We start from the raw sequence: 21775 nt of genomic DNA, 5'->3' as shown, positions 1-21775 counted from the left end.
TTCGGACACAACACTCATCTTGAGTCCGATAGAGTGGGGAGCGCGCAGGCACGACAACATCCCCTTGAGACGACAGGAGTCAGCTTCAGTGACGCCCACCGAAGAATTCCGCACAGCGATGCGCGGGTACGAGAAGAGCGAAGTCGATTCCCGACTGCAGCAGCTGCGCACGGAGATCGAATCCGTGCGAAAGGCGCTGTCGGATGCCCGCAGTCAGGTCATCAACGCCGATCGAGCGAAGCTCCAGATCGCCGGTGAGCTGTCCGAGGCGAAGGCACAGCTGAAGAAGGCGGCCAATGAGAACGCCGAGGCGGCCGGTCCTCCCGGATCCCGCATCGACCATCTCCTGAAGATCGCCGAATCCCAGGCCCGCGAGACGCTTGCCCAGGCGAACTCCGATGCCGAGACGATCCGCAACAAGGCCCGCGCCGAGGCGGCGTCAGCCCGCGCTCGGATGCGCACCGAGAGCAACGACACCCTCAGCAGCGCCCGCTCCGAAGCCGACGCGATCATCAGCTCCGCGGAGCTGCGCGCCGAGGAGGCCGTGAAGTCGGCGGAGAACCGCGCTGCCGAGCTCAAAGCCACCGCCGAGCGCGAGTCCCTCCAGTCCAAGGAGGCCAACGACGCCGCGTCGAAGGAGGCCCGCGAGAGCCTCGAGCACGAGATCGCCGAACTCCGCGCCGCCGCCGAGAAGGAGGCCACCGACCTCCGGGCCGAGGCCAAGACCCAGGCCGATGAGACCATCGCCGCAGCGCAGGCCCAGGCCGATGAGCTCCTCGCGTCCGCGAAGTCCCGCGACGAGGCGTCGAAGAAGGCCGCGAACGACCTCGAGGTCGAACTCGCCGCCAAGCGCAAGGACGCAGAGGCCGAGCGGAAGAAGCGCTACGACACCGCGCAGACGGAGAACAAGAAGCTCATCGAGGAGGCCCAGGCCCGCGCGGCCAAGGCCGACACCGATGCGAAGACTGCCGCCGAGCGCGCCGAGACCACGCGTGCCGATGCCGTGAAGAAGGCCGACGAGATCATCGCCGACGGCAAGGCCCGGGCGCAGACGCTCATCTCCGAGGCGCGCGCCACGGCCGAGGCGACGATCGAGGAGTCCGCGGCCGAGGCCAAGCGCAACGTCGCCTCGGCGCAGTCGCAGGTCGATCTGCTCACGAAGCAGCGCAAGACGATCACCGCGCAGCTCGACCAGCTCCGCTCGCTCTTCGCGATGCCCGGTGTGATGGGCGGCGACGCCGTCGATCCGGCGAAGGCCGAAGCCGCGACGCATGCGACCGAGCAGATCGCCGATGGGGAGACGCTCGCCGACCTCCTCGCCGCCGACGCCGCTGAGGAGCAGGACGCCGCGAAGAAGAACGCCGACGCGAAGGCAGGCTCCGCCAAGGGAGCCGCAGCCGCAGGTGCGGCGGACAAGGGCTCCGCGGACAAGAGCGCGGCAGAGAAAGCCGGTGCCGACCAGGGCGGTGCGACAGCTGCCCAGAGGGCGAAGGCGACCGCCGACGATACGGTCACCGCCGAGGCGGAATCGGTCGAGTCCGATGTCGACACTTCGGAGCTGCCCAACGGCGCCACCGATGACAAGACGATCGCGATCGACGCCCAGGTCTCCGGCGGCACGTCGGGGACGCAGGGCTCGGGGGGAGCCGCTTCGGCGAACGAAGGCGCGGGACGGTCGAAGGCCGCCCGCACGCGCAACTCTCTGCGCTGAGTCCGCGCTTCACGGACTGAAACGCTCCCGTCTGAGAGCGATCGCTCGCCTGAGCGCGGCGCGGACGTGAAAGGGGACCCACCGCGGTGGGTCCCCTTTCACGTGTCCGGTGCGCTGTCGTCAGCGGAACTTCTCGAAGCAGCGGATGTGCCAGTGCCGGCGCGCGTCGACGCCGATGTCGATGCCGTGAGGGGCGCTCTGCCGCCACGCGACGATATGCGCCGTCGCTGCCGACACGTTCTGACCGCAGCCGGGACAGACATAGACCTTGCCGCTGGCATTGCCGGCGACCTGCTGGACCGACCACGTGCCGTCGGGCAGATCACGGCTGCGGCGCAGGCCGCCGACGGACTCCGAGAGGTCCCGGCCGGGAGTGCTCCACTTGTTCCGGCGACGCGAGGAGTTCGATCGTGGCATAAGCCGATTCTCTCACGTAGTGTGTGACGGGTGCGCCTCGTGATAGCTGAATGCTCTGTTGACTATGCCGGTCGTCTGACCGCCCATCTGCCCATGGCCACCCGCCTCATCATGCTCAAGGCCGATGGTTCGATCCTCATCCACTCCGACGGCGGATCGTACAAACCGCTCAACTGGATGACTCCCCCGTGCTCGGTCCAGATCGCACCGGCGACCGAGGAGCAGGCCGAGGCAGGGCTGCGCGAAGTGTGGACGGTCTCCCAGGCGAAGACCGGGGACCGACTCGTCATCTCCGTCGCCGAGGTCCTCTCCGATTCCAGCCACGACCTCGGCGTCGATCCCGGACTCGTCAAGGACGGCGTCGAAGCCCACCTTCAGGAGCTCCTCGCCGAGCACATCCACACCCTCGGCACGGGCTACAGCCTGGTCCGCCGCGAGTACATGACGGCGATCGGGCCGGTCGACATCCTCGCTCGCGACGCGGCGCAGAAGTCCGTCGCCGTCGAGATCAAGCGCCGCGGCGACATCGACGGCGTCGAACAGCTCACCCGCTACCTCGAGCTGATGAATCGCGACCCGCTGCTCTCGCCGGTCACCGGCGTCTTCGCCGCGCAGGAGATCAAACCGCAGGCACGCACCCTCGCCGAGGACCGCGGCATCCGCTGCGTCGTCCTCGACTACGATGCCCTGCGCGGGATGGACGACCCGGAGACGCGCCTCTTCTGACCGCCTCGGCGCCCATTCCCGCCGATCCAGCGTTAGTGCGGATGGCGGGCCGGGCACGCCCCGCTATCCGCGCTGCGCCTTGACCGACGACTGAATCGCCCTCACTGCGCGCCGTGAATCGGGCCTGCGAGTCGGTCTCGCGCGGCGATCTCCGTCTCGCGGATCCGCACCGCCTCTTTGATCCTGAGGAAGAGGTCTGCCCTGAAGAGGTCGGCCCATCGAATGCGGAAGACCATCCACCCCTCGTTCCGCAGGGCGTACTCCCGCTTCCGTTCGCGTTCGAAGGCTCGGTGCGGATCACCGTCATCGATGTAGTACTTGCCGGCGCCATCGAACTCGGCAATGACTTTGACTGCTTCGTTGCCGAAGTCGGACCGAGCGAGGAAGCGGCCATCGGCGTCGCAGATGACGAGTTGCGGCTCGAAGCCCGGTATCGAATACTCGACGAATCGAACGGCGCAGATCGACTCCGCCACCGTTTCACGCCGTCCGTCGATGTTCTCCAGCACCGCTGAGATCCGCGACTGGCGGGTCCGCACAGGATGCGCCAATTGGTGCGCTCGGAACTCCTCGCGAGACACCTGCCCCAAGCGCACCGCGGCATCCGCAACAGCCACGGCGAACGCCAACGGACAATCCCTGGCGACATCGAGGAGCGTCTGCACCACCGTCGTCGCCGGAATCCCGTCGACGATCTCGATGGTGTCGGGCTGCAGGGACCGTCGGCGGACCACGAGATCCCTCTGGCGGACCGAGCTGCGAGGGCTCGCGACTTCGACGTACACCTCACCCTGATCGACATACGGCACGGGCAAGCCGTGGACGAGCAGCGCACTCCGATGGGAGAACACTGCGTCATGCGGCAGGTCGGGGACGAATGACCGGACGAGAATCCTCAGATCCTCTCCGCGCTTGAGCATCCCCGCGGTCTCATGGGGCAACGCGGTCTCCTCCGCCTCCGCGATCGCTGCGACGAAAGCGTGCGACGGATTGTCGCACGCACGCGTGACGACGTATCGTCCCCGCCGGAGTCGCCGCAGGCAGCAATCGACGGCAGATTTGATCTGATGGGTGTTCCAGCCCGCCGCCACCAGATCCGAGGTCTCCAAGCACGCAAACATGCAATCGAGCATGGAACAGAACGCATCCAGACCGCAAGAGCGTCAAAACGTCCTGTGGATAACCACTGAGCGGCGAACGCGCCTGTGGACAGTCAACCGGCACGAGTACGCCGGAGGTGTCGGTCACGGCGTAGCACGGATAGCCAGGCGTGCAACACCGGCGATCCGCGCTCAGCCTGGAGTGAGCGCCCGGGTGGTGTCGGTCACGGCGCACCGCGGATAGCCAGGCGTGCAACACCGGCCATCCGCGCTCAGCCTGGAGTGAGCTCGCGGATGTGCGGGAATTCTCGAAACGTGCTGGCGGGCTCGACCGCCGGGCGGCTTGAGCGACGACCGATGAGTCGCCGCGCTGTGCAAGAGGGAGCTCAGTCGAAGCTGAGGCGGTCGGCGCGGCTGACGCGGACGATGTCGGCGCCGAGCGCCTGGAGCTTCTGCACGAAGCCCTCGTAGCCGCGGTCGATGTGATCGACGCCGGAGACCTCGGTGATCCCGGCGGCCCGCAGACCGGCGAGCACGAGACCGGCACCGGCGCGGATGTCGGAGGCCTCCACCTCGGCGCCGGAGAGCTCGTCGACCCCGGTGATGAGGGCGTGATTGCCGTCGACGCGGACCTTCGCGCCGAGCCGGGCGACCTCCTGCACGAAGCGCCAGCGGGCCTCGAAGAGGTTCTCCGAGAGCAGCCCGACCCCGTCGGAGACCGAGTTGAGCGCAATGACGAAGGGCTGGAGATCGGTCGGGAAGCCGGGGAACGGCATCGTCGCGACGCGGATCGCGTGCGGTCGCGCGGGACCGATGACGCGGAAGCCCTTGCCCTGCGTGCCGTCGCCCAGGGTGATGTCGCCGAGGTCGTCGACCGTCGCGCCGGTGTCGCGGAGTTTGATCGCGACGTTGGGCATGATGTCGAGGCCGACCCCGCGCACCGTGACGTCTCCCCCGCTCAGCGCGGCGGCGAACGCGTAGGTGCCGGCGACGATGCGGTCGCCGACGGTGCGGTGCTCGACCGGATGCAGGGCGTCGACGCCGGTGATCGTGAGATCTGCGGTGCCGATCCCCTCGATCCGGGCACCCATCTCGACGAGCATGAGGCAGATGTCGACGATCTCCGGCTCCTTCGCCGCATTCGCGATCGTCGTCACGCCCGAGGCGAGGGTCGCCGCCATGACGAGGTTCTCCGTGGCCCCCACGGAGGGGAAATCGAGGGCGATGTCCGTGCCGGTCAGCCCACCGGGGGCCTCGGCGACGAAGTAGCCGTGCTCGAGTCGCACATGGGCGCCGAGGGCTTCGAGGCCGGCCTGGTGCATATCGAGTCCGCGGGAGCCGATCGCATCGCCGCCGGGCAGCGCCACGTGCGCCGAGTGCATCCGCGCCGTCAGCGGTCCGAGGACGGAGATCGAGGCCCGCATCGCGCGGACGAGTTCGTAGTCGGCTTGGATTCCCACCTCGGCGGGGACGTCGATGCTTACGATTCCGGCCTCGGCATCGTAGTCGACGGTGCAGCCGAGGCGGCTGAGGAGCTCGACCATGATCCGCACATCGAGGATCGCAGGAACGTTCGTGATCGTCGTCTTGCCGACGGCGAGCAGACTCGCCGCCATGAGCTTGAGGACGCTGTTCTTCGCACCGCGCACGTCGACGGTGCCGCGCAGTTGCGTGGGGCCGGTGAGGCGGAAGACTTCCATCAGGTGAACCGTCCCATCGTCGGATTGAAGCCGGGGGGCGAGGACTCGAGCCATGAGGCCATCGTCGACAGCGACTCGGTGTCCATCGCCAGGGAGACATTGCGCGGGCGCCCGTCGGCCTTGCCGTACGAGCAGTCGACGACGACCGCGTCGGGGAGCACCGAATACTGCTCCCCCGAGGTGGGCTTGCGCCGCACGAGGATGTCGAGGTCGGCGCGCGGCAGACGCACTGCCGCGCGCCGGTTGAGAGCGAACACGGGATACCAGTCAAGCGAACTGACGGCGAACACCGCGACGCCCAAACGCCAACGTGGGCGGGAACTGGATTCCTCGCCCACGTTGATCGAACAGTCAAAGGCACCCGACAACTTCGAGATCGACCTGCGCCGAATCGTCACGACGACGATGAGGGCAAGAGCCAGTCCCACCAGCGAAAGCAGAACGATGAGCAGGACGGAAGGGTTCACGGTTGCCAAGTGTAATTGACTGATCAGAGAAGTTCGGCCTGATCAGCCGCAATGATGACACGATTGTTCTCGACCGAGAGGAATCCCCCGTCGGCCTGCACTCGGACGGTCTCGTCCGAGGTCGTGAGAATCCTCGCCTCACCATCGGCCACGACCCCGAGAACGGGTTCGTGACCGGGCAGGATGCCGATCTCGCCGTCCAGGGTGCGGGCGATGACGCGCTTGGCCTCACCGACCCACACCTCCTGGTCGGCTGCGACGACGTTGACATCGAGGACTGCCATGGCTTACTTCTTCTGCAGTTCTTCGTAGTTGCGCATGACATCGTCCATGCCGCCGACGTTGAAGAAGCACTGCTCCGGAATGTAGTCGACCTCTCCGGAGATGATCTTCGCGAAGCCCGCGACAGTATCGGCAACGGGAACGTTCGAACCCGGAACACCCGTGAACTTCTCAGCGGTGTACGTGTTCTGCGAGAGGAACTGCTCGATGCGACGGGCACGGTGGACGACGAGCTTGTCCTCTTCCGAGAGCTCGTCGACGCCGAGGATCGCGATGATGTCCTGCAGCTCCTTGTTCTTCTGCAGGATCGCCTTGACCTCGTTGGCCACGCGGTAGTGCTCCTCGCCGACGACCAGCGGGTCGAGGATGCGCGAGGACGAGGTCAGCGGGTCGATCGCGGGGTAGAGACCACGCGAGGCGATGTCACGGTTGAGCTCGGTCGTCGCATCGAGGTGCGCGAACGTCGTCGCCGGAGCCGGGTCGGTGTAGTCGTCGGCCGGGACGTAGATCGCCTGCATCGAGGTGATCGAGTGACCGCGCGTCGAGGTGATGCGCTCCTGGAGCACACCCATCTCATCGGCGAGGTTGGGCTGGTAGCCCACAGCCGAGGGCATGCGGCCGAGCAGGGTCGAGACCTCGGAGCCCGCCTGGGTGAAGCGGAAAATGTTGTCGATGAACAGGAGGACGTCCTGGTTCGCGACATCGCGGAAGTACTCCGCCATCGTCAGCCCGGCCAGGGCCACGCGCAGACGCGTGCCCGGCGGCTCGTCCATCTGACCGAAGACGAGCGCGGTGTCACCGAAGACGCCGGCGTCGTCCATCTCGAAGATGAGGTCGTTGCCCTCACGGGTGCGCTCACCCACACCGGCGAACACCGAGGTGCCGTTGTGGTTGTGCGCGATGCGGTAGATCATCTCCTGGATGAGGACGGTCTTGCCCACACCCGCGCCGCCGAAGAGGCCGATCTTCCCACCCTGGACGTACGGGGTGAGCAGGTCGATGCTCTTGATGCCGGTCTCGAGGACCTCCTGCTTCGACTCGAGTTCGTCGAAGGCCGGAGCCGGACGGTGGATCGGCCAGCGCTCGGTGATGTCGAGCTCCTCGCCGGGGGCGAGGTTGAGGCAGTCGCCGGTGGTGTTCCACACGTGGCCCTTGGTGACATCGCCGACCGGCACCGAGATCGGCGCGCCGGTGTCGACGACTTCCTGGCCGCGGACGAGGCCGTCGGTCGGCTGCAGGGACACGGCGCGGACGATGCCGTTGCCGAGGTGGAGGCTGGTCTCGAAGGTGAGCTTGCGCGTGCCCTCCGAGAGCTCAACCGTCGTGGTCAGTGCATTGTAGATCTCCGGCACGGAATCGAGCGGGAACTCGACGTCGACGACCGGGCCGATGACCCGGGAAATGCGACCGAGGGCTGTGCCCTGTGCCGGGGAGTTATCCGTAACTGTGGCAGTCATGGTCTCTTTCTTCTCTGCTCGTACCGGTCAGTCGCCGGCTGCCGATGCCGCAAGGGCGTCGGCCCCACCGACGATCTCGGTGAGTTCCTGGGTGATTTCCGCCTGACGGGCCGAGTTGGCCAGTCGGGTGTAGGTCTTGATGAGGTCGTCGGCGTTGTCCGTCGCCGTCTTCATCGCCGCCTGACGCGAGGCCTGTTCGGACGCCGAGGCGGACAGCAGTGCCGAGAGGATGCGCGAGTCGATGTACCGCGGCAGGAGGGCGTCGAGGACGGCCTCCGCGCTCGGTTCGAACTCGTAGAGCGGCATCGTGCCGGCATCCGACCCGCCGCCTCCGGTCCTGCCCGAAGTCGTCGCCTCGTCGGCGTCGACGACTTCGAGCGGCAACAGGCGCCGGTACTCGGGATCGTGCTTGACCGAGGAGACGAAGCGCGTGAAGACCATGTAGATCTCCTGGACCCCGCCATCACCGGCGTCGGTCTCGAAGGCCTTGAGCAGCGCCTCGCCGATCTTCCGGGCGTCTTCGGCGGTCGGGTTCTCCGAGAACCCGGTCCACGCCTCGACGATCGGACGATCGCGGAACGTGTAGTAGCTCTCGGCCTTGCCGCCGACCGTGAAGAGCGCGACCTCCTTGCCCTCCTGCTTGAGCAGGCGGACGAGTTCCTCGGACTCCCGGATGACGTTGGCAGAGTAGGCTCCGGCGAAGCCTCGGTCCGGACCGATGACGAGCACCGCAGCGCGGGTGACATGGTCCGGTTCCGAGGTCAGCACATGGTCGACGTTCGACTCGCTCGCGACAGCGGAGACAGCGCGCGTCAGGGCGTTGGCATACGGGCTGGCCGCCTGCGAACGCGCGATCGCCTTCTGAATCCGGGACGCGGCGATGAGCTCCATGGCCTTGAAGATCTTCCTCAAGGACTGAGTCGAGCGGATCTTCTGTTTGAAGACCCTCTGCTGGGCTCCCATCAGTTCTTCCTTTCGCCGTTACAGATCAGGTTCAACGCTTCTGCCGAACGATCTGCTCCTGCTCGACGTCATCGGAGGAGGCGACGGACGAGTCCTCAGCGCCGGCCTTGCTGCCGTCGTTCTCGTCAGCGACCCAGTTCTGGTTGAACTCGTCAAGTGCCTTCTCGAGCTGCTCGCGGACGTCGTCCTCGAGCTTCTGCGTCTCGCGAATGACGGTGAGGATCTCGGTCTTGCGCTCGATGGTGTCGAGCATCTCGGCTTCCCAGCGCAGCACGTCGGAGACGGCGACATCGTCGAGGTAGCCGTTGGTGCCGGCGAAGATCGACACGGTCTGCTTCTCGAACGGCATCGGGTCGAACTGCGGCTGCTTGAGCATCTCCATGAGGCGAGCACCGCGAGCGAGGTCGCGCTTGGTCGCATCGTCGAGGTCCGAGGCGAACATCGCGAAGGCCTCGAGTGACCGGTACTGCGCGAGCGAGAGCTTGAGCGTACCGGAGACGCTCTTGAGCGCCTTCGTCTGCGCGGCACCGCCGACTCGGGAGACCGAGACGCCGACGTCGACGGCAGGACGCTGACCGGAGTTGAACAGATCCGACTGGAGGAAGATCTGTCCGTCGGTGATCGAGATGACGTTCGTCGGGATGAACGCGCCGACGTCATTGGCCTTGGTCTCGATGATCGGCAGACCGGTCATCGAGCCGGCGCCGAGGGCGTCGGAGAGCTTCGCGCAGCGCTCGAGGAGGCGCGAGTGGAGGTAGAAGACGTCACCCGGGTAGGCTTCGCGGCCCGGCGGGCGGCGGAGGAGAAGGGAGACGGCGCGGTAGGCCTCGGCCTGCTTCGAGAGGTCATCGAAGACGATGAGGACGTGCTTGCCGTTGTACATCCAGTGCTGACCGATGGCCGAACCCGAGTAGGGCGCGAGGTACTTGAAGCCCGCGGGATCGGAAGCAGGAGCCGAGACGATCGTCGTGTACTCGAGTGCGCCGTTCTCTTCGAGCGAACGGCGCACGTTCGCCACGGTCGAGCCCTTCTGACCGACGGCGACGTAGATGCAGCGGACCTGCTGCTCGGGGTCACCGGTCGCCCAGGCATCGCGCTGGTTGATGATCGTGTCGATCGCGAGGGCCGTCTTGCCGGTCTTGCGGTCGCCGATGATGAGCTGACGCTGGCCGCGGCCGACGGGGATCATCGCGTCGACGGCCTTGTAGCCGGTCTGCAGCGGCTGGCGCACTTCCTGGCGGTCCATGACGCCCGGGGCCTGGAGCTCGAGCTCGCGACGGCCTTCGGTCTCGACCTCGCCGAGGCCGTCGAGCGGGCGACCGAGCGGGTCGACGACGCGGCCGAGGTAGCCGTCGCCGACGGGGATCGAGAGGACCTCACCGGTGCGGTAGACGTCCTGCTCCTCCGCGATGCCCGCGAAGTCGCCGAGGACGACGACGCCGATCTCGCGCTCGTCGAGGTTCTGGGCCAGGCCCAGGGTGCCGTCTTCGAAACGGAGGAGCTCGTTGGCCATAGTGCCCGGCAGACCTGAGACGTGGGCGATGCCGTCACCGGCGGTGACGACCTTTCCGACCTCAGTCTTCTCCGAGCTCTCGGGGTTGTACGACTCAACGAACTTCCCCAGAGCGTCCCGGATCTCCTCCGGGCGAATTGTCAGTTCCGCCATTGTGGTTTCCCTGCTTCCTTTTACTCAGAACGTGTGTCCGACGACCGGTGGGCCGCCTGTGCCGCCGGATCTGCCGGCGAGCGTGATCAGCTTGCGAGTTTGCGGTGGACCTCTGCCAGACGGTCCGCGACGGTCGAGTTCATGACCTCATCGCCGACCTGCACCCGGACTCCCCCGAGGACTTCGGGATCGACCTGGACGTTGAGCACGAGCTCACGACCGTAGTTGGCAGCCAGCGCCGCAGCGAGGCGCTCGGTCTGCGCGGGCGTCAGCGGCTTGGCCACCGTGACATCGGCGACGGACCGCTGCTGACGCGCGGCGAGGATGTCGCTGAAGTGGTCGAGGGCGATCGCCACGCGCAGCCCGCGCGGGTGGACCGCAGCGTGCTCGACGAGCGTGATCGTGTCCGGCGAGGCTTTGCCCGCGAGCAGGTTCTCCACGAGTGCGCGCTTGGCGTCGGCCCCGGCATCGGAGTCGAGCGCTCGCGAGAGCTCATGATCGCTCTCGAGCAGTCGGGCGAAGCGGAAGATCTCCTCCTCCACCTGACCGAGCTGGCCGAGCTCCTGAGCTGCGGCCGCGATCGCCGTGACTCCGGCGACCTCGAGACTCGTGACGAAGTCCTGCGTGCGCGCCCACCGCTGGCCGACCGCCACCGAGGCGATCGTCAGAGCGGATTCGGGCACCTGGGCGCCGAAGACGGCGCGCAGCAGGCCCTGCTTCTTCTCCGCGGACTCCGAGGAGTCCGCGAGTGCCTTGCGCAGGCCGAGGTTGTCGGCGAGCACGCCGACGACGCCGAGCAGCGACTGGCCGATCTCGCGGGCATTGCCGGTGGCGATCTCAACGTTCGCGGCCTCGAGGACGGCCTGCAGGGACAGCCTGCTCGACTGGAGCATCACGCCCCCTTGACCGGCTGGCCGGACGACTGCGTTTCGAGATCGGCGATGAAGCGATCGACGACGCCGGCGGACCGGGTGTCATCGGTGAGCGATTCGCCGACGATGCGGGAGGCGAGGTCGGTGGCGAGCGTGCCCACCTCACTGCGCAGCTGCACCATCGCGGACTGGCGTTCCGCGTCGATCTGGACCTGCGCCTGCGCGATGATGCGATCAGCCTCGGAGTGAGCCTGTGCCTTCATCTCGGCGATGATCTGAGCGCCCTCTTCCTGAGCCTCGGCGCGCAGTCGTGCGGCTTCCGCACGACCGTCGGCGAGCTGCTTCTGATATTCGGCCAGAGCCTGATCGGCTTCGGCCTGCACCTTCTCGGCCTTCTCGATGCCACCCTGGATGCGCTCAGCGCGCTCGTCGAGTGTCTTGTTGAAGGCGGGGAGGACGTACTTCCAGACAACCAGGAAGACGATCAGCAGACAGACGGCACTCCAGACGATGTCATACAGCGCCGGGAGAAGCGGGTTCTCAGACGCTGCAACAATTTGTACCGGAGTCATCGTTTAGTCCTCTTCGGATCTTTTGGATCAGGGCAGGAAGAACGGGGTCGCGATGCCGATGAGGGCCAGCGCCTCGATCAGAGCGATACCGAGGAACATGTTTCCGCGGAGCGCGCCGGCCATCTCGGGCTGGCGAGCGGTTCCCTCGATGGTCTTGCCGATGACGATGCCGACGCCGATACCGGGGCCGATCGCGGCGAGGCCGTATCCGACGGTGGCGATGCTTCCGTCGACTGCAGCGAGCATATCCATAAGATGCTTTTCCTTTCATATGGCGGCCGGGGGGTTGGCCCGGCCTTGCAACACGTGGTTACAGATTGTGGGGACGACTCAGTGGTCGTCCGAGATGGCGGCGTTGATGTAGACGCACGAGAGCAGAGCGAAGATGTAGGCCTGGAGGACGACGATGAGCATCTCGAGGAGGAAGACGAAGAAGCCGCCGGCGAAGGTGAGGATCGAGAAGAACTGGAAGCCGTTGCTGGCGTCGAAGAGGAAGAAGCTCGTCGCGGAGAAGCAGAGGACGAGGAGAAGGTGGCCGACCATCATGTTCGCGAAGAGTCGGATCGCGAGCGTGAACGGCTGCGTGACGAACTTCGTGATGAACTCGATGGGGATGAGGAGGATGTGCATCGGCCACGGCACGTTCGGCAGGATGAGCGCCGACTTGAGGTAGCCGCCGAGGCCCTTCTGCGCGATGCCCGCCCAGTGATAGGTGACGTAGACGGTCAGGGTGAGGACGATCGGCAGTCCGATGACGCCGGTGGCCGGCATGTTGAAGAACGGAATGAGCTTCGTGACGTTCCAGAAGAGGACGCCGAAGAAGATCGCCACGATGAGCGGCATGAACTTCTTCGCCTTCTCCTTGCCCATGGTGTCCTCGGCAATGCCGACGGTGACAAACTCCATGGCGAGCTCCATGGCCGACTGGAAGCGGCCGGGAATGAGCTTCATCCGCTTCGCCCAGATGGCGAGGACGACGACGACGGCGATCGTGGCGATGATGCGGATGAGCATCACGCGGTTCATCTCGAACGGCGTGCCGATGAAAGCGAACGGTGCGGGAAAGAACTCCGACATCGACGGGGCGTGATATCCGCCTTCAGCGGCTTGGATCAGTGTGTGCGCGGCGTTGAGTTTACCCACGTTTACGTTTCTCTCCCATGGTCATCGGCCGGAAATGGCCTGGCCTTCGGCCGCGCGAGGAGCGCGGGGATCAAGATCAGGAGCGACTTGGAGCGACACGGCTCCAGCACCGGAACTACTCTACCAACGGTAGAGAGCTGCCGACAAATCCTTGCGGCTTGGCTGAGCGATTCCTGGCAGCGGCGGATGCTCGGCATATGGACGGATCAGCGGGACCGTCCCGCTTCGGGATCGACGTAGGGCACCCGCGCCTTGACGACGGTGATCGCCTCGACGAGGGAGGAGCCGATGACGGCGGCGACGATCGTGAAGAAGGCCACCGTGCCGTCGAGCCACACGGCGTCCTTGAGCCGCCAGATGACGATCATGAAGATGAACGCCTTGAAGAGGAACCCGAGCCCGAGGAATCCCGCGATCGCGGTGAGTCCGAGATTGCGTCCGAGGTACATGATGACGAGCGTGACGACGATGAAGACGGCGGCCAGTCCCCCGCCGATCGCCCCGCCGATGAGTCCGGCGCTGCCCGAGACGAGCCAGCCGATGCCCATGCCGAGAGCGGCGACGACGAGGACGAGGATCGCCCCGCGGATGAGCATCGTCCTCCACACGCGGGTCCAGGCGGCCTGGACGGCGGTCTCCGAGGTCGGCTGAGGGTCGGTCACGAGATTTCCTCTCTGGCATGGCGGCGGGCGCGCAGCGGGTAGAAGGTGAAGACGAGAGTGACGGCGAAGAGCAGGCCGACGACGATGACGACCGTCAGCGCCGGGACGAGCAGGAGCATGACGGAGCCGAAGGCGATGAGCGCCGTCCACGTGTAGAGGATGAGGACGGCCCGGGCGTGGGAGTGCCCGAGCCGGAGCATCCGATGGTGGAGGTGCTTGGCATCGGCGGAGAACGGTGACTGCCCGGCCATGAGCCGGCGGACCACGGCGAGCCCGAGGTCGAGCAGCGGCAGGAACATCACGGCGATGGGCAGGATGATCGGCAGGTACGTCGCAAAGACCCGCTCCTGTCCGATGAGGGCCGGATCGACCTGTCCGGTGACCCGGATCGTCGAGGCGGCGAGCAGCAGACCGATGAGCATCGAGCCGGAGTCGCCCATGAAGATGCGGGCGGGATTGAAGTTGTGCGGCAGGAAGCCGAGGCATGCCCCGACGAGGATCGCGATGATGAGCGAGGCGAGGTTCGCGTACGAGTCCGGGGAGGCGTCGCGGGCGAGCCAGTACGAGTACATGAAGAACGCGCTGCCGCCGATCGCGACGACCCCGGCGGCGAGCCCGTCGAGGCCGTCGACGAAGTTCACCGCGTTGATCGTCACGAGGACGACGAGGATCGTGACGATGATCGACATCCGCGGTGAGCCGATGATCACCCCGCCGAAGGGGATCGAGAGCAGGGCGACTCCGTTGATCGCCATGAAGCCCGCCGCCAGTGCCTGGCCGGCGAGCTTCGTGATCCAGTGGAGGTCCCAGATATCGTCGATGATCCCGAGCAGGCAGAGCAGACCGGCGGCCCCGGCGATGCCGATGATCGGGCCCATCTCGACGAAGATCCGCTGGAGGAACGGCGTCTGGGAGGCGAAGACGAGCCCGACGATGACGGCCCCGAACATCGCGACGCCGCCCAGCCTCGGCGTGGGCACGGAGTGGACGTCGCGTTCGCGCAGCGGGGAGAAGATGAGCCCGCGTTCGGCGACCCGCTTGACCATGGGCGTGAGCAGGTACGCCACCAGCGCGGAGACGACGAGGATGAAGAGGTAGGCGCGCACTCAGCCGTCCAGGTCGCGAAGGTCGGGCACGATCTCCCGCAGCTGCTCTGCGGTGATCGGCCCCGTGCGGACGATGCGGGGGACGTCGCCGGAGAGATCGACGATCGTCGAGGATCGACCGGAGTCGCGCCCGCCGCCGTCGAGGTAGATCTCGACATCGGACCCGAGCATGTCCTGGGCGGCATCCGCCGAGGTGGCCGCGGGCTCCCCCGTGGTGTTCGCACTCGAGACGGCGAGCGGTCCCGTCCGGCCGAGCAGCGCGAGGGCGTACTCGTCGTCGGGCATCCGCACGGCCACGGTGCCGTGGGTGTCGCCGAGGTCCCAGTCGAGGGAGGGCTGGGCGTTCGCGATGATCGTCAGCGGTCCCGGCCAGAACTTCGCGGTGAGCGCGAGCACCGTCTCGTCGACGCCGTCGACGAGGCCGAAGACCGTCTCCGCGCGGGGGACGAGCACCGGCGGCGGCATGTCCCTCCCCCGGCCCTTGGCCGCGAGGAGGGCGGCGACGGCTGAGGCGTTGAAGGCGTCGGCGGCGATGCCGTAGACCGTGTCGGTGGGGATGACGAGGAGGTTGCCCGCCTCGACGACGCGCGCGCACTCGTCGAGGACGAGATCGCGGATGTCGGCCTGCGTGACGTCGAATCGTCGGGACACTGAATCTCTTTTCCTGCTGTCAGCTCGTCGGGTGGGTGCGCGGATCGGTCGCCGCGGCCACCGTGTAGCGGTCGCGTCCAGTGTAGTCCGGGAACGTGGTCGCAGCTGCCAGACCCGCCACACCGGCGATGATCTCTCGGACCCCGGCGCCCTGATCCTCGGCGTGCTCCATGATGACGAGCCCGCCGGGACGGAGCAGGCGCGCGGCCTGAGCGAGGATGAGGGCGGGGATCTCGAGTCCGGAGACACCGCCGTAGAGCGCGGCGGCGGGATCGTGGTCGCGGACCTCGGGGTCCTTCGGCACGGCCGCATCGGGCACGTACGGCGGGTTCGTCACGACGACGTCGACGGTGCCGACGAGCTCCGGGTGGTCGGCGGCCGCGGTCGTCGCATCGCCGGCGATGAGGTCGACATCGGAGGCGCCGAGGTCGAGGCGGGCGAGGTTCGTCCGTGACCAGCGCAGGGCGCCGGCTTCGCGTTCGATGCCGATGACGCGGGTGCCCGGGCGCTCGAGGGCGACCGACAGTGCGATCGCCCCCGAGCCTGAGCAGAGATCGACGACGAGCGGAGCGGTGTTCGGATCCGCCGCGGTCTCCCGCCGCGAGAGGTGATCGAGGACCTCGGTGACGAGGAGTTCGGTCTCGGGTCGGGGCACGAACACGCCGGGTCCGACCAGCAGTTCGAGACGGCGGAAGTGCGCGACGCCGGTGAGATGCTGGAGCGGGATGCGGCGGCTGCGCTCGTCGAGGAGGCGAGCGAACCGGGTGGCGACGGCGGCCGGAACCTCCTCGGCGAAGAGCCGGCGACGGGCCAGGGTCGATGCGTCGATGTCCCACGCGTGGGCGAGCAGAGCGGAGACGTCGGTCTCGGGAGAGGGCACCCCCGCCTCGGTGAGCACACGGGCACCGGCCCGCAGCAGAGTGGGAACGTCCATGGTGGTCGGGTCCAGCTCAGTCCCCCAGTGCCTCGAGGCGTGCCGCGCGGTCGGCGTCGCGGTTCGACCCGATGACGGCGTCGAGGTCGCCGGCGAGCACCTGATCGAGGTTGTAGGCCTTGAACCCGGTGCGGTGGTCGGTGATCCGGTTCTCCGGGAAGTTGTACGTGCGGATCCGCTCCGAGCGGTCGACGGTGCGCACCTGGGAGCGGCGGATGTCGGCGGCCTCGGCAGCAGCCTCCTCGGCCTGTTTGGCGAGGATGCGGGCGCGGAGCATGCGCAGCGCCGCTTCCTTGTTCTGCAGCTGCGACTTCTCGTTCTGGCAGCTCGCGGTGATCCCGGTGGGCAGGTGGGTGATCCGCACCGCCGAGTCCGTCGTGTTGACCGACTGTCCGCCCGGGCCCGAGGACCGGTAGACGTCGATGCGCAGATCCTTGTCCTCGAGGTGGATCTCCTCGGGTTCGTCGACCTCGGGGAAGACGAGGACGCCGGCGGCCGAGGTGTGGATGCGCCCCTGGGATTCGGTGACCGGGACGCGCTGGACCCGGTGAACGCCGCCTTCGAACTTCAGCCAGCCGTACGCGCCGTCGGTGCCGGCCTTGACGGCGATCGTCACGTCCTTGAAGCCGCCGAGGTCGGAGTGCGTGGCCGTCAGCATCTGCGACGACCACCCGTGGGAGGCGATCCAGCGCTCGTACATGCGCAGGAGGTCCCCGGCGAAGAGCGCCGACTCGTCGCCGCCCTCCCCCGCCTTGATCTCGACGATCGCATCGCGGGCGTCATCGGGATCACGCGGGATGAGGAGGTCGCGGAGTTCGGCGTCGGCCGCCTCGAGCTCGGCGCGCAGGCGCGTCGCCTCTGCGGCGAACTCGGGGTCGTCGTCGCCGAGCTCCTCGGCCGCTGCGAGATCGTCGCGCAGTTCGTCGACGCGGCGGGCCGCGACGACGATGCGGTCGAGTTCGGCGTAGCGGCGCGACAGCTTCCGAGCCCGGCCGGCATCAGCGTGCACGGCCGGGTCGGAGAGCTCCTCGGACAGCCTCGTGTGCTCGTCGACGAGCACGGCGAGGCCGGCCGTGAGGCTGTCACTGCTCATCTCAGTGGTCGTCGGTCGAGGACTTCGGCAGCGGCGTCGTCTTCTGCACCTGCATGAGGAACTCCGCGTTCGAGCCGGTCTCCTTGAGCTTCGACATGAGGAGTTCGACGGCCTGCTGCTGCTCGAGACCCGAGAGCAGGCGGCGCAGACGCCACATGACCTTCGTCTCCTCCGGCGTCATGAGCATCTCCTCACGACGCGTCGACGAGGCGTTGACGTCGACGGCCGGGAAGATGCGCTTGTCGGCGAGCTGGCGGGACAGGCGCAGCTCCATGTTGCCCGTGCCCTTGAACTCCTCGAAGATGACCTCGTCCATCTTCGACCCCGTCTCGACGAGGGCGGTGGCGAGGATCGTCAGGGAGCCGCCGCCTTCGATGTTGCGGGCGGCGCCGAAGAACTTCTTCGGCGGGTAGAGCGCGTTCGCGTCGACACCACCGGAGAGGATGCGGCCCGAGGCCGGCTGCGCGATGTTGTAGGCGCGACCGAGGCGGGTGATGTTGTCGAGGAGGACGACGACATCGGAGCCCATCTCCACGAGGCGCTTGGCGCGTTCGATCGCGAGTTCGGCGATCGTCGTGTGATCGTCGGCGGGACGGTCGAACGTCGAGGCGATGACCTCACCGGCGACCGCACGCTGCATGTCCGTGACCTCTTCGGGACGTTCGTCGACGAGGACGACCATGAGGTGGACTTCGGGGTTGTTCTCGGTGATCGCGTTGGCGACCTGCTGCATGATCGTCGTCTTGCCGGCCTTCGGGGGCGCGACGATGAGTCCGCGCTGGCCCTTGCCGATCGGGGTGACGAGGTCGATGAGGCGGGTCGACTGCAGCTTCGAGGTGGTCTCGAGGCGCAGGCGCTCCTGCGGGTAGAGCGGGGTGAGCTTCGAGAACTCGACGCGGTTCTTCGCGTCGTCGACGCTCAGCCCGTTGACGGAGTCGAGGCGGACGAGCGCGTCGAACTTCTCGCGCTTGCCTCCCCGCTCGCCCTCACGCGGCTGACGGATCGCACCGGCGACGGCGTCGCCCTTGCGCAGACCGTTCTTGCGGACCATCGACGCCGAGACGTAGACGTCGTTGGGTCCGGGCAGGTAGCCCGAGGTGCGGAGGAACGCGTAGTTGTCGTGGACGTCGAGGATGCCGCCGACGGGGATGAGGACGTCGTCGCTGCGCAGCTCCGGCTCGTCTCCCCCGCGTCCGCGACGCTTCCGGTCACGGCCGCGACCGCGGCGTCCGCCGCGCTCGTCATCGTCGGAGCCGTTGCGGTTCCGACGATCGTTGTCCCGACGGTTGTCGTTGTCGCGGCGGTTGTCGTCGCCGTCGCCCTGCCGGTTGCGGCGATCGGACCGGCGGTCGTCACGATCGGACTTGCGATCGCTGCCGCGGTCGTCGCGGTCCCTGCGATCGTCACGGTCCTTGCGGTCGCTGCCGCGATCGTCGCGGCGGTCGCTGCCGCGCTCGTCACGATCGGACTTGCGATCGTCGCGGTCCTTGCGATCGGACCGGCGGTCCTCGCCGTCGCCCTGCCGGCCGCGGCGGTTCGCGGCGTCCTCGCCACTCTGTTCGGTGTCGGCGTCGCCGCCGCGCGACCGCGAGCGTCCGCGGCGGTTGCGCTGGCGCTCCTGGCCGGACTGCTCCTGGCCGGTCTGCTCGTCACCGGCGGTCTCGGCGTCGGGCGCCGCGGTGGCCTCGGGGGCGGTGGTCTCAGGCGCGGCGGTCTCGGCGTCCTCGCGGGCCGCGGAGTCCTCGCGGGCGGTCGCAGCCGCGCTGCGACGGGCGGGGCGGCGTCCGCGCTTGCCCTCGGAGGCCGAGGAGTCAGCGGACTCGGCCGGCGCCGAGGTGGTGGCGGCGGGAGCCGTGCCGGCGCCCGATCCGCCCTGGTTGTTGATGGCGTCGATGAGTTCGCCCTTGCGAAGTCGACGGTATCCTTTGATTCCCATTCCCGCTGCCATTTCCTGCAGCTGGGGAAGGCGCAGAGCGGTCAGACTGCCGGTGCGCGGTGTGGAATCCGGGGTTGTGGTTTCAGACACGAAGGTCCTTCTCCCTCATTCGGCCGTGCGGCAAAGAGCCGTAAACCCACGGCGACGGAAACACCCTTGACGGTGCATTGTGAAAGACATCCTGCTTGAAGAGTGCAGGAGATGTTCCAGGATTCGTGAAGTTGAGATGGGGTTCGCGGTGACACCGCCAAGCCCGTTCACTGGTGGAACATGCACCAGTTTACTTCCTCCGGCGCGATCACGCGAATTCGAGCCGGAAACCCTCCTCATCGATCGCCACCGGCACGGCGCGCACCCCCGCGGGCACCGCCTCGGCGGGCACCTCCCCGGTCAGGGCGAGCACGGTCGGGCCTGCACCGGAGATCACCGCGGGGATCCCGCGGGCCCGGAGATCGTCGACGAGCGCCATCGAGGCGGGATAGGCGCTGCGGCGGAACTCCTGGTGCAACCGGTCGTCGGTGGCCTCGAGCAGCGCGGCCGCATCCGTGCTCAGAGCGTGGACGAGCAGTCCCGTGCGCGCGGAGTTCTCCGCCGCGACCGCGTGGGCGATCGTCGCCGGAATGAGACCGCGCGCGGTGAGTGTGTCGAGTCTCACAGCGGGGATGAGGACCGTGACCTCATCGACGGTGCGGACGGGAACCGTCCACGCGCGCGCCGGCTCCGGCAGTGCGATCGTCAGTCCGCCGAAGATCGCCGGCGCCGCATTGTCGGGGTGGCCCTCGAGGTCCGCGGCGATTTCGAGCATCCGCTCCCGGGTCAGCCCCGGCCCGCCGAGAGACTCGGAGACGGCCCCGGCCAGGGCGATGCCCGCGACGACCGCGGCCGCCGACGACCCGAGACCCCGCGAATGCGGGATCCGGTTCGTGCAGTCGAGGCTGAGCCGGGACAGGATCGCAGCAGCGCTCTCGCCCTGCAGCTGCGTGAGCACGTCCGACAGCACGCGCATGATGAGATGCGAATGGTCGGTGGGCACATCCTCGGCGCCCTCCCCCCGCACGGTCACCGCGGCGTCCGGGTCGACCGGCTCGTCCCCGAGGGTGAGGACGAGCGTGTCGACGAGGCGCAGCGCGAGGCCCAGCGAATCGTAACCGGGTCCGATGTTCGCCGAGGTGGCCGGCACCTCGAGCCGGAAGACCCGGCTCACCGGTCCTCGAGTCCGAGTTCGCGGGCGGCGGAGACGGCGTCGACGGGCACCCGGACGGGTTCGAGGTCGGCGCCGTCGGCGGTGTGCAGCGCCCACTGCGGATCCTTGAGCCCGTGTCCGGTCACGGTCACCGCGATCGTCGCGCCCGCGGGCACGCGACCGGCCTCGGACATCTTGAGCAGACCCGCCACCGAGGCGGCCGATCCGGGTTCGACGAAGATGCCCTCTTCGCGGGAGAGGACTTTGTGGGCGGCGAGGATCTCGTCGTCGGTGACCGAGTCGATGAGGCCTCCGGAGTCGTCACGGGCGGCGATCGCCCGCTCCCAGCTGGCAGGGTTGCCGATGCGGATCGCGGTGGCGATCGTGTCGGGGTCGGTGACCGGGTGGCCGAGGACGAGCGGCGCGGCACCGGCGGCTTGGAAGCCCCACATCTGCGGCAGCCGCGTCGAGACGCCGGCGGCCCGGTAGTCGTTGTAGCCCTTCCAGTACGCGGTGATGTTGCCGGCGTTGCCGACGGGCAGCACGTGGATGTCGGGGGCGTCGCCGAGGACGTCGACGACCTCGAACGACGCCGTCTTCTGACCCTCGATGCGGTCGGGGTTGACGGAGTTGACGAGATGGACGGGGTAGGATTCCGCGAGCTTCCGGCACAGGGTGAGGCAGTCGTCGAAGTTGCCGTCGACCTCGAGCAGGGTCGCACCGTGGGCGACGGCCTGGCTCATCTTCCCCGGGGAGATCTTGCCGGCGGGCACGAGCACGGCGCAGGTGAGCCCGGCCTTCGTCGCGTAGGCCGCGGCCGAGGCCGAGGTGTTGCCCGTCGACGCGCAGATCACGGCCTTCGCGCCCTGCGCCTTGGCCTGGGTGATCGCCATCGTCATGCCCCGGTCCTTGAAGGAGCCGGTCGGGTTGAGACCCTCGTACTTCACCCACACCTCGGCGCCGGTGCGCTCGCTGAGGCGCTCGGCGCGGATGAGCGGCGTTCCGCCCTCGCCGAGGCTGACCGACGGAGTGGTCTCCCCGATGTCGATGAGGCTGCGGTATTCGTCGATGACGCCCTGCCACTGGTGCCTGGGGTAAGTGCTCACGCGATGTTCGTCCTTCTCTTGTGTCGCA

22 protein-coding genes are annotated in these 21775 nt (G+C 67.7%); 2 read left to right on the top strand and 20 right to left on the bottom strand.

What is annotated here, in order from left to right; genetic code table 11:
* Positions 1-88 precede the first annotated feature (88 nt).
* A complete protein-coding gene (locus FFS20_RS11245; protein ID WP_137825940.1) occupies positions 89-1711 on the top strand; it encodes a cell division protein in 1623 nt (540 codons plus the stop codon).
* 120 nt (positions 1712-1831) lie between these two features.
* Here the strand turns inward: FFS20_RS11245 and FFS20_RS11240 are convergent, their stop codons facing one another.
* On the bottom strand, positions 1832-2128 hold the full coding sequence (locus FFS20_RS11240; protein ID WP_249356810.1) for a hypothetical protein: 297 nt from the start codon (positions 2126-2128) through the stop codon (positions 1832-1834).
* 30 nt (positions 2129-2158) lie between these two features.
* Between FFS20_RS11240 and nucS the strand changes: the two genes are divergently transcribed.
* Positions 2159-2854, top strand: a complete 696-nt coding sequence (gene nucS, locus FFS20_RS11235) for an endonuclease NucS (RefSeq protein WP_137825939.1) — start codon at positions 2159-2161, stop codon at positions 2852-2854.
* A gap of 101 nt (positions 2855-2955) precedes the next feature.
* Here nucS and FFS20_RS11230 read toward each other — a convergent pair whose 3' ends face one another.
* From FFS20_RS11230 to thrC, 19 genes are all read right to left on the bottom strand, one after another.
* Complete coding sequence (locus tag FFS20_RS11230; RefSeq protein ID WP_137825938.1) at positions 2956-3795, bottom strand: hypothetical protein; 840 nt, start codon at positions 3793-3795, stop codon at positions 2956-2958.
* A 545-nt stretch (positions 3796-4340) separates the two neighbouring features.
* A complete protein-coding gene (gene murA / locus FFS20_RS11225; protein ID WP_137825937.1) occupies positions 4341-5654 on the bottom strand; it encodes a UDP-N-acetylglucosamine 1-carboxyvinyltransferase in 1314 nt (437 codons plus the stop codon).
* A complete protein-coding gene (locus FFS20_RS11220; RefSeq protein ID WP_282959875.1) occupies positions 5654-6082 on the bottom strand; it encodes a DUF2550 domain-containing protein in 429 nt (142 codons plus the stop codon). Before FFS20_RS11220 ends, murA begins: the two co-directional genes overlap by 1 nt.
* A gap of 62 nt (positions 6083-6144) precedes the next feature.
* Positions 6145-6405, bottom strand: a complete 261-nt coding sequence (locus FFS20_RS11215; protein WP_137825936.1) for a F0F1 ATP synthase subunit epsilon — start codon at positions 6403-6405, stop codon at positions 6145-6147.
* Between the two features lie 3 nt (positions 6406-6408).
* A complete protein-coding gene (gene atpD, locus FFS20_RS11210; RefSeq protein ID WP_137825935.1) occupies positions 6409-7860 on the bottom strand; it encodes a F0F1 ATP synthase subunit beta in 1452 nt (483 codons plus the stop codon).
* 27 nt (positions 7861-7887) lie between these two features.
* Positions 7888-8823: a F0F1 ATP synthase subunit gamma gene (locus FFS20_RS11205; protein ID WP_137825934.1), complete on the bottom strand. Its 936-nt coding sequence runs from the start codon at positions 8821-8823 to the stop codon at positions 7888-7890.
* Positions 8824-8854: 31 nt separating this feature from the next.
* Positions 8855-10489: a F0F1 ATP synthase subunit alpha gene (gene atpA, locus FFS20_RS11200; RefSeq protein WP_137825933.1), complete on the bottom strand. Its 1635-nt coding sequence runs from the start codon at positions 10487-10489 to the stop codon at positions 8855-8857.
* Positions 10490-10575: 86 nt separating this feature from the next.
* On the bottom strand, positions 10576-11382 hold the full coding sequence (locus tag FFS20_RS11195; protein WP_137825932.1) for a F0F1 ATP synthase subunit delta: 807 nt from the start codon (positions 11380-11382) through the stop codon (positions 10576-10578).
* On the bottom strand, positions 11382-11933 hold the full coding sequence (locus tag FFS20_RS11190; RefSeq protein WP_137825931.1) for a F0F1 ATP synthase subunit B: 552 nt from the start codon (positions 11931-11933) through the stop codon (positions 11382-11384). Before FFS20_RS11190 ends, FFS20_RS11195 begins: the two co-directional genes overlap by 1 nt.
* A gap of 27 nt (positions 11934-11960) precedes the next feature.
* On the bottom strand, positions 11961-12185 hold the full coding sequence (gene atpE, locus FFS20_RS11185; RefSeq protein ID WP_137825930.1) for a F0F1 ATP synthase subunit C: 225 nt from the start codon (positions 12183-12185) through the stop codon (positions 11961-11963).
* Between the two features lie 78 nt (positions 12186-12263).
* A complete protein-coding gene (gene atpB / locus FFS20_RS11180) occupies positions 12264-13076 on the bottom strand; it encodes a F0F1 ATP synthase subunit A (RefSeq protein ID WP_249356808.1) in 813 nt (270 codons plus the stop codon).
* A gap of 206 nt (positions 13077-13282) precedes the next feature.
* Positions 13283-13738, bottom strand: a complete 456-nt coding sequence (locus FFS20_RS11175; RefSeq protein WP_137825929.1) for a hypothetical protein — start codon at positions 13736-13738, stop codon at positions 13283-13285.
* Positions 13735-14844 carry an MraY family glycosyltransferase gene (locus tag FFS20_RS11170; protein ID WP_137825928.1) on the bottom strand — a complete coding sequence of 370 codons (1110 nt, stop codon included), beginning with the start codon at positions 14842-14844 and terminating at the stop codon, positions 13735-13737. The genes FFS20_RS11175 and FFS20_RS11170 overlap by 4 nt, the downstream gene beginning before the upstream one ends.
* The gene (locus FFS20_RS11165) at positions 14845-15495 is read right to left on the bottom strand and encodes an L-threonylcarbamoyladenylate synthase (protein ID WP_137825927.1); all 651 of its coding nucleotides are present in this window, start codon (positions 15493-15495) and stop codon (positions 14845-14847) included.
* A gap of 19 nt (positions 15496-15514) precedes the next feature.
* Positions 15515-16429, bottom strand: coding sequence for a peptide chain release factor N(5)-glutamine methyltransferase (prmC, locus tag FFS20_RS11160; protein WP_137825926.1), 915 nt, complete (start codon positions 16427-16429; stop codon positions 15515-15517).
* A gap of 16 nt (positions 16430-16445) precedes the next feature.
* The gene (gene prfA / locus FFS20_RS11155; protein WP_137825925.1) at positions 16446-17522 is read right to left on the bottom strand and encodes a peptide chain release factor 1; all 1077 of its coding nucleotides are present in this window, start codon (positions 17520-17522) and stop codon (positions 16446-16448) included.
* Between the two features lies 1 nt (position 17523).
* Positions 17524-19548: a transcription termination factor Rho gene (rho, locus tag FFS20_RS11150; protein WP_137825924.1), complete on the bottom strand. Its 2025-nt coding sequence runs from the start codon at positions 19546-19548 to the stop codon at positions 17524-17526.
* A gap of 208 nt (positions 19549-19756) precedes the next feature.
* Entirely contained in the window at positions 19757-20662 is a 906-nt protein-coding gene (gene thrB, locus FFS20_RS11145; RefSeq protein WP_137825923.1) for a homoserine kinase, read from the bottom strand.
* Positions 20659-21747, bottom strand: a complete 1089-nt coding sequence (gene thrC / locus FFS20_RS11140) for a threonine synthase (protein WP_137825922.1) — start codon at positions 21745-21747, stop codon at positions 20659-20661. The genes thrB and thrC overlap by 4 nt, the downstream gene beginning before the upstream one ends.
* Positions 21748-21775 lie beyond the last annotated feature (28 nt).

It is taken from the genome of Brevibacterium sp. 2SA, from assembly GCF_005502845.1.
GTDB lineage: Bacteria > Actinomycetota > Actinomycetes > Actinomycetales > Brevibacteriaceae > Brevibacterium.
Note: the sequence above shows the minus strand (reverse complement) of the source record. Positions and strands in the feature narration are given on the sequence as shown.

Bases quoted from the DNA above. Each gene is read 5' to 3' on its own strand.
- atpD (WP_137825935.1), bottom strand. From the start codon at position 7,860: ATGACTGCCACAGTTACGGATAACTCCCCGGCACAGGGCACAGCCCTC.
- FFS20_RS11205 (WP_137825934.1), bottom strand. From the start codon at position 8,823: ATGGGAGCCCAGCAGAGGGTCTTCAAACAGAAGATCCGCTCGACTCAG.
- FFS20_RS11215 (WP_137825936.1), bottom strand. From the start codon at position 6,405: ATGGCAGTCCTCGATGTCAACGTCGTCGCAGCCGACCAGGAGGTGTGG.
- atpA (WP_137825933.1), bottom strand. From the start codon at position 10,489: ATGGCGGAACTGACAATTCGCCCGGAGGAGATCCGGGACGCTCTGGGG.
- FFS20_RS11190 (WP_137825931.1), bottom strand. From the start codon at position 11,933: ATGACTCCGGTACAAATTGTTGCAGCGTCTGAGAACCCGCTTCTCCCG.
- prmC (WP_137825926.1), bottom strand. From the start codon at position 16,429: ATGGACGTTCCCACTCTGCTGCGGGCCGGTGCCCGTGTGCTCACCGAG.
- murA (WP_137825937.1), bottom strand. From the start codon at position 5,654: ATGGAAGTCTTCCGCCTCACCGGCCCCACGCAACTGCGCGGCACCGTC.
- atpE (WP_137825930.1), bottom strand. From the start codon at position 12,185: ATGGATATGCTCGCTGCAGTCGACGGAAGCATCGCCACCGTCGGATAC.
- FFS20_RS11195 (WP_137825932.1), bottom strand. From the start codon at position 11,382: ATGCTCCAGTCGAGCAGGCTGTCCCTGCAGGCCGTCCTCGAGGCCGCG.
- prfA (WP_137825925.1), bottom strand. From the start codon at position 17,522: ATGAGCAGTGACAGCCTCACGGCCGGCCTCGCCGTGCTCGTCGACGAG.
- FFS20_RS11240 (WP_249356810.1), bottom strand. From the start codon at position 2,128: ATGCCACGATCGAACTCCTCGCGTCGCCGGAACAAGTGGAGCACTCCC.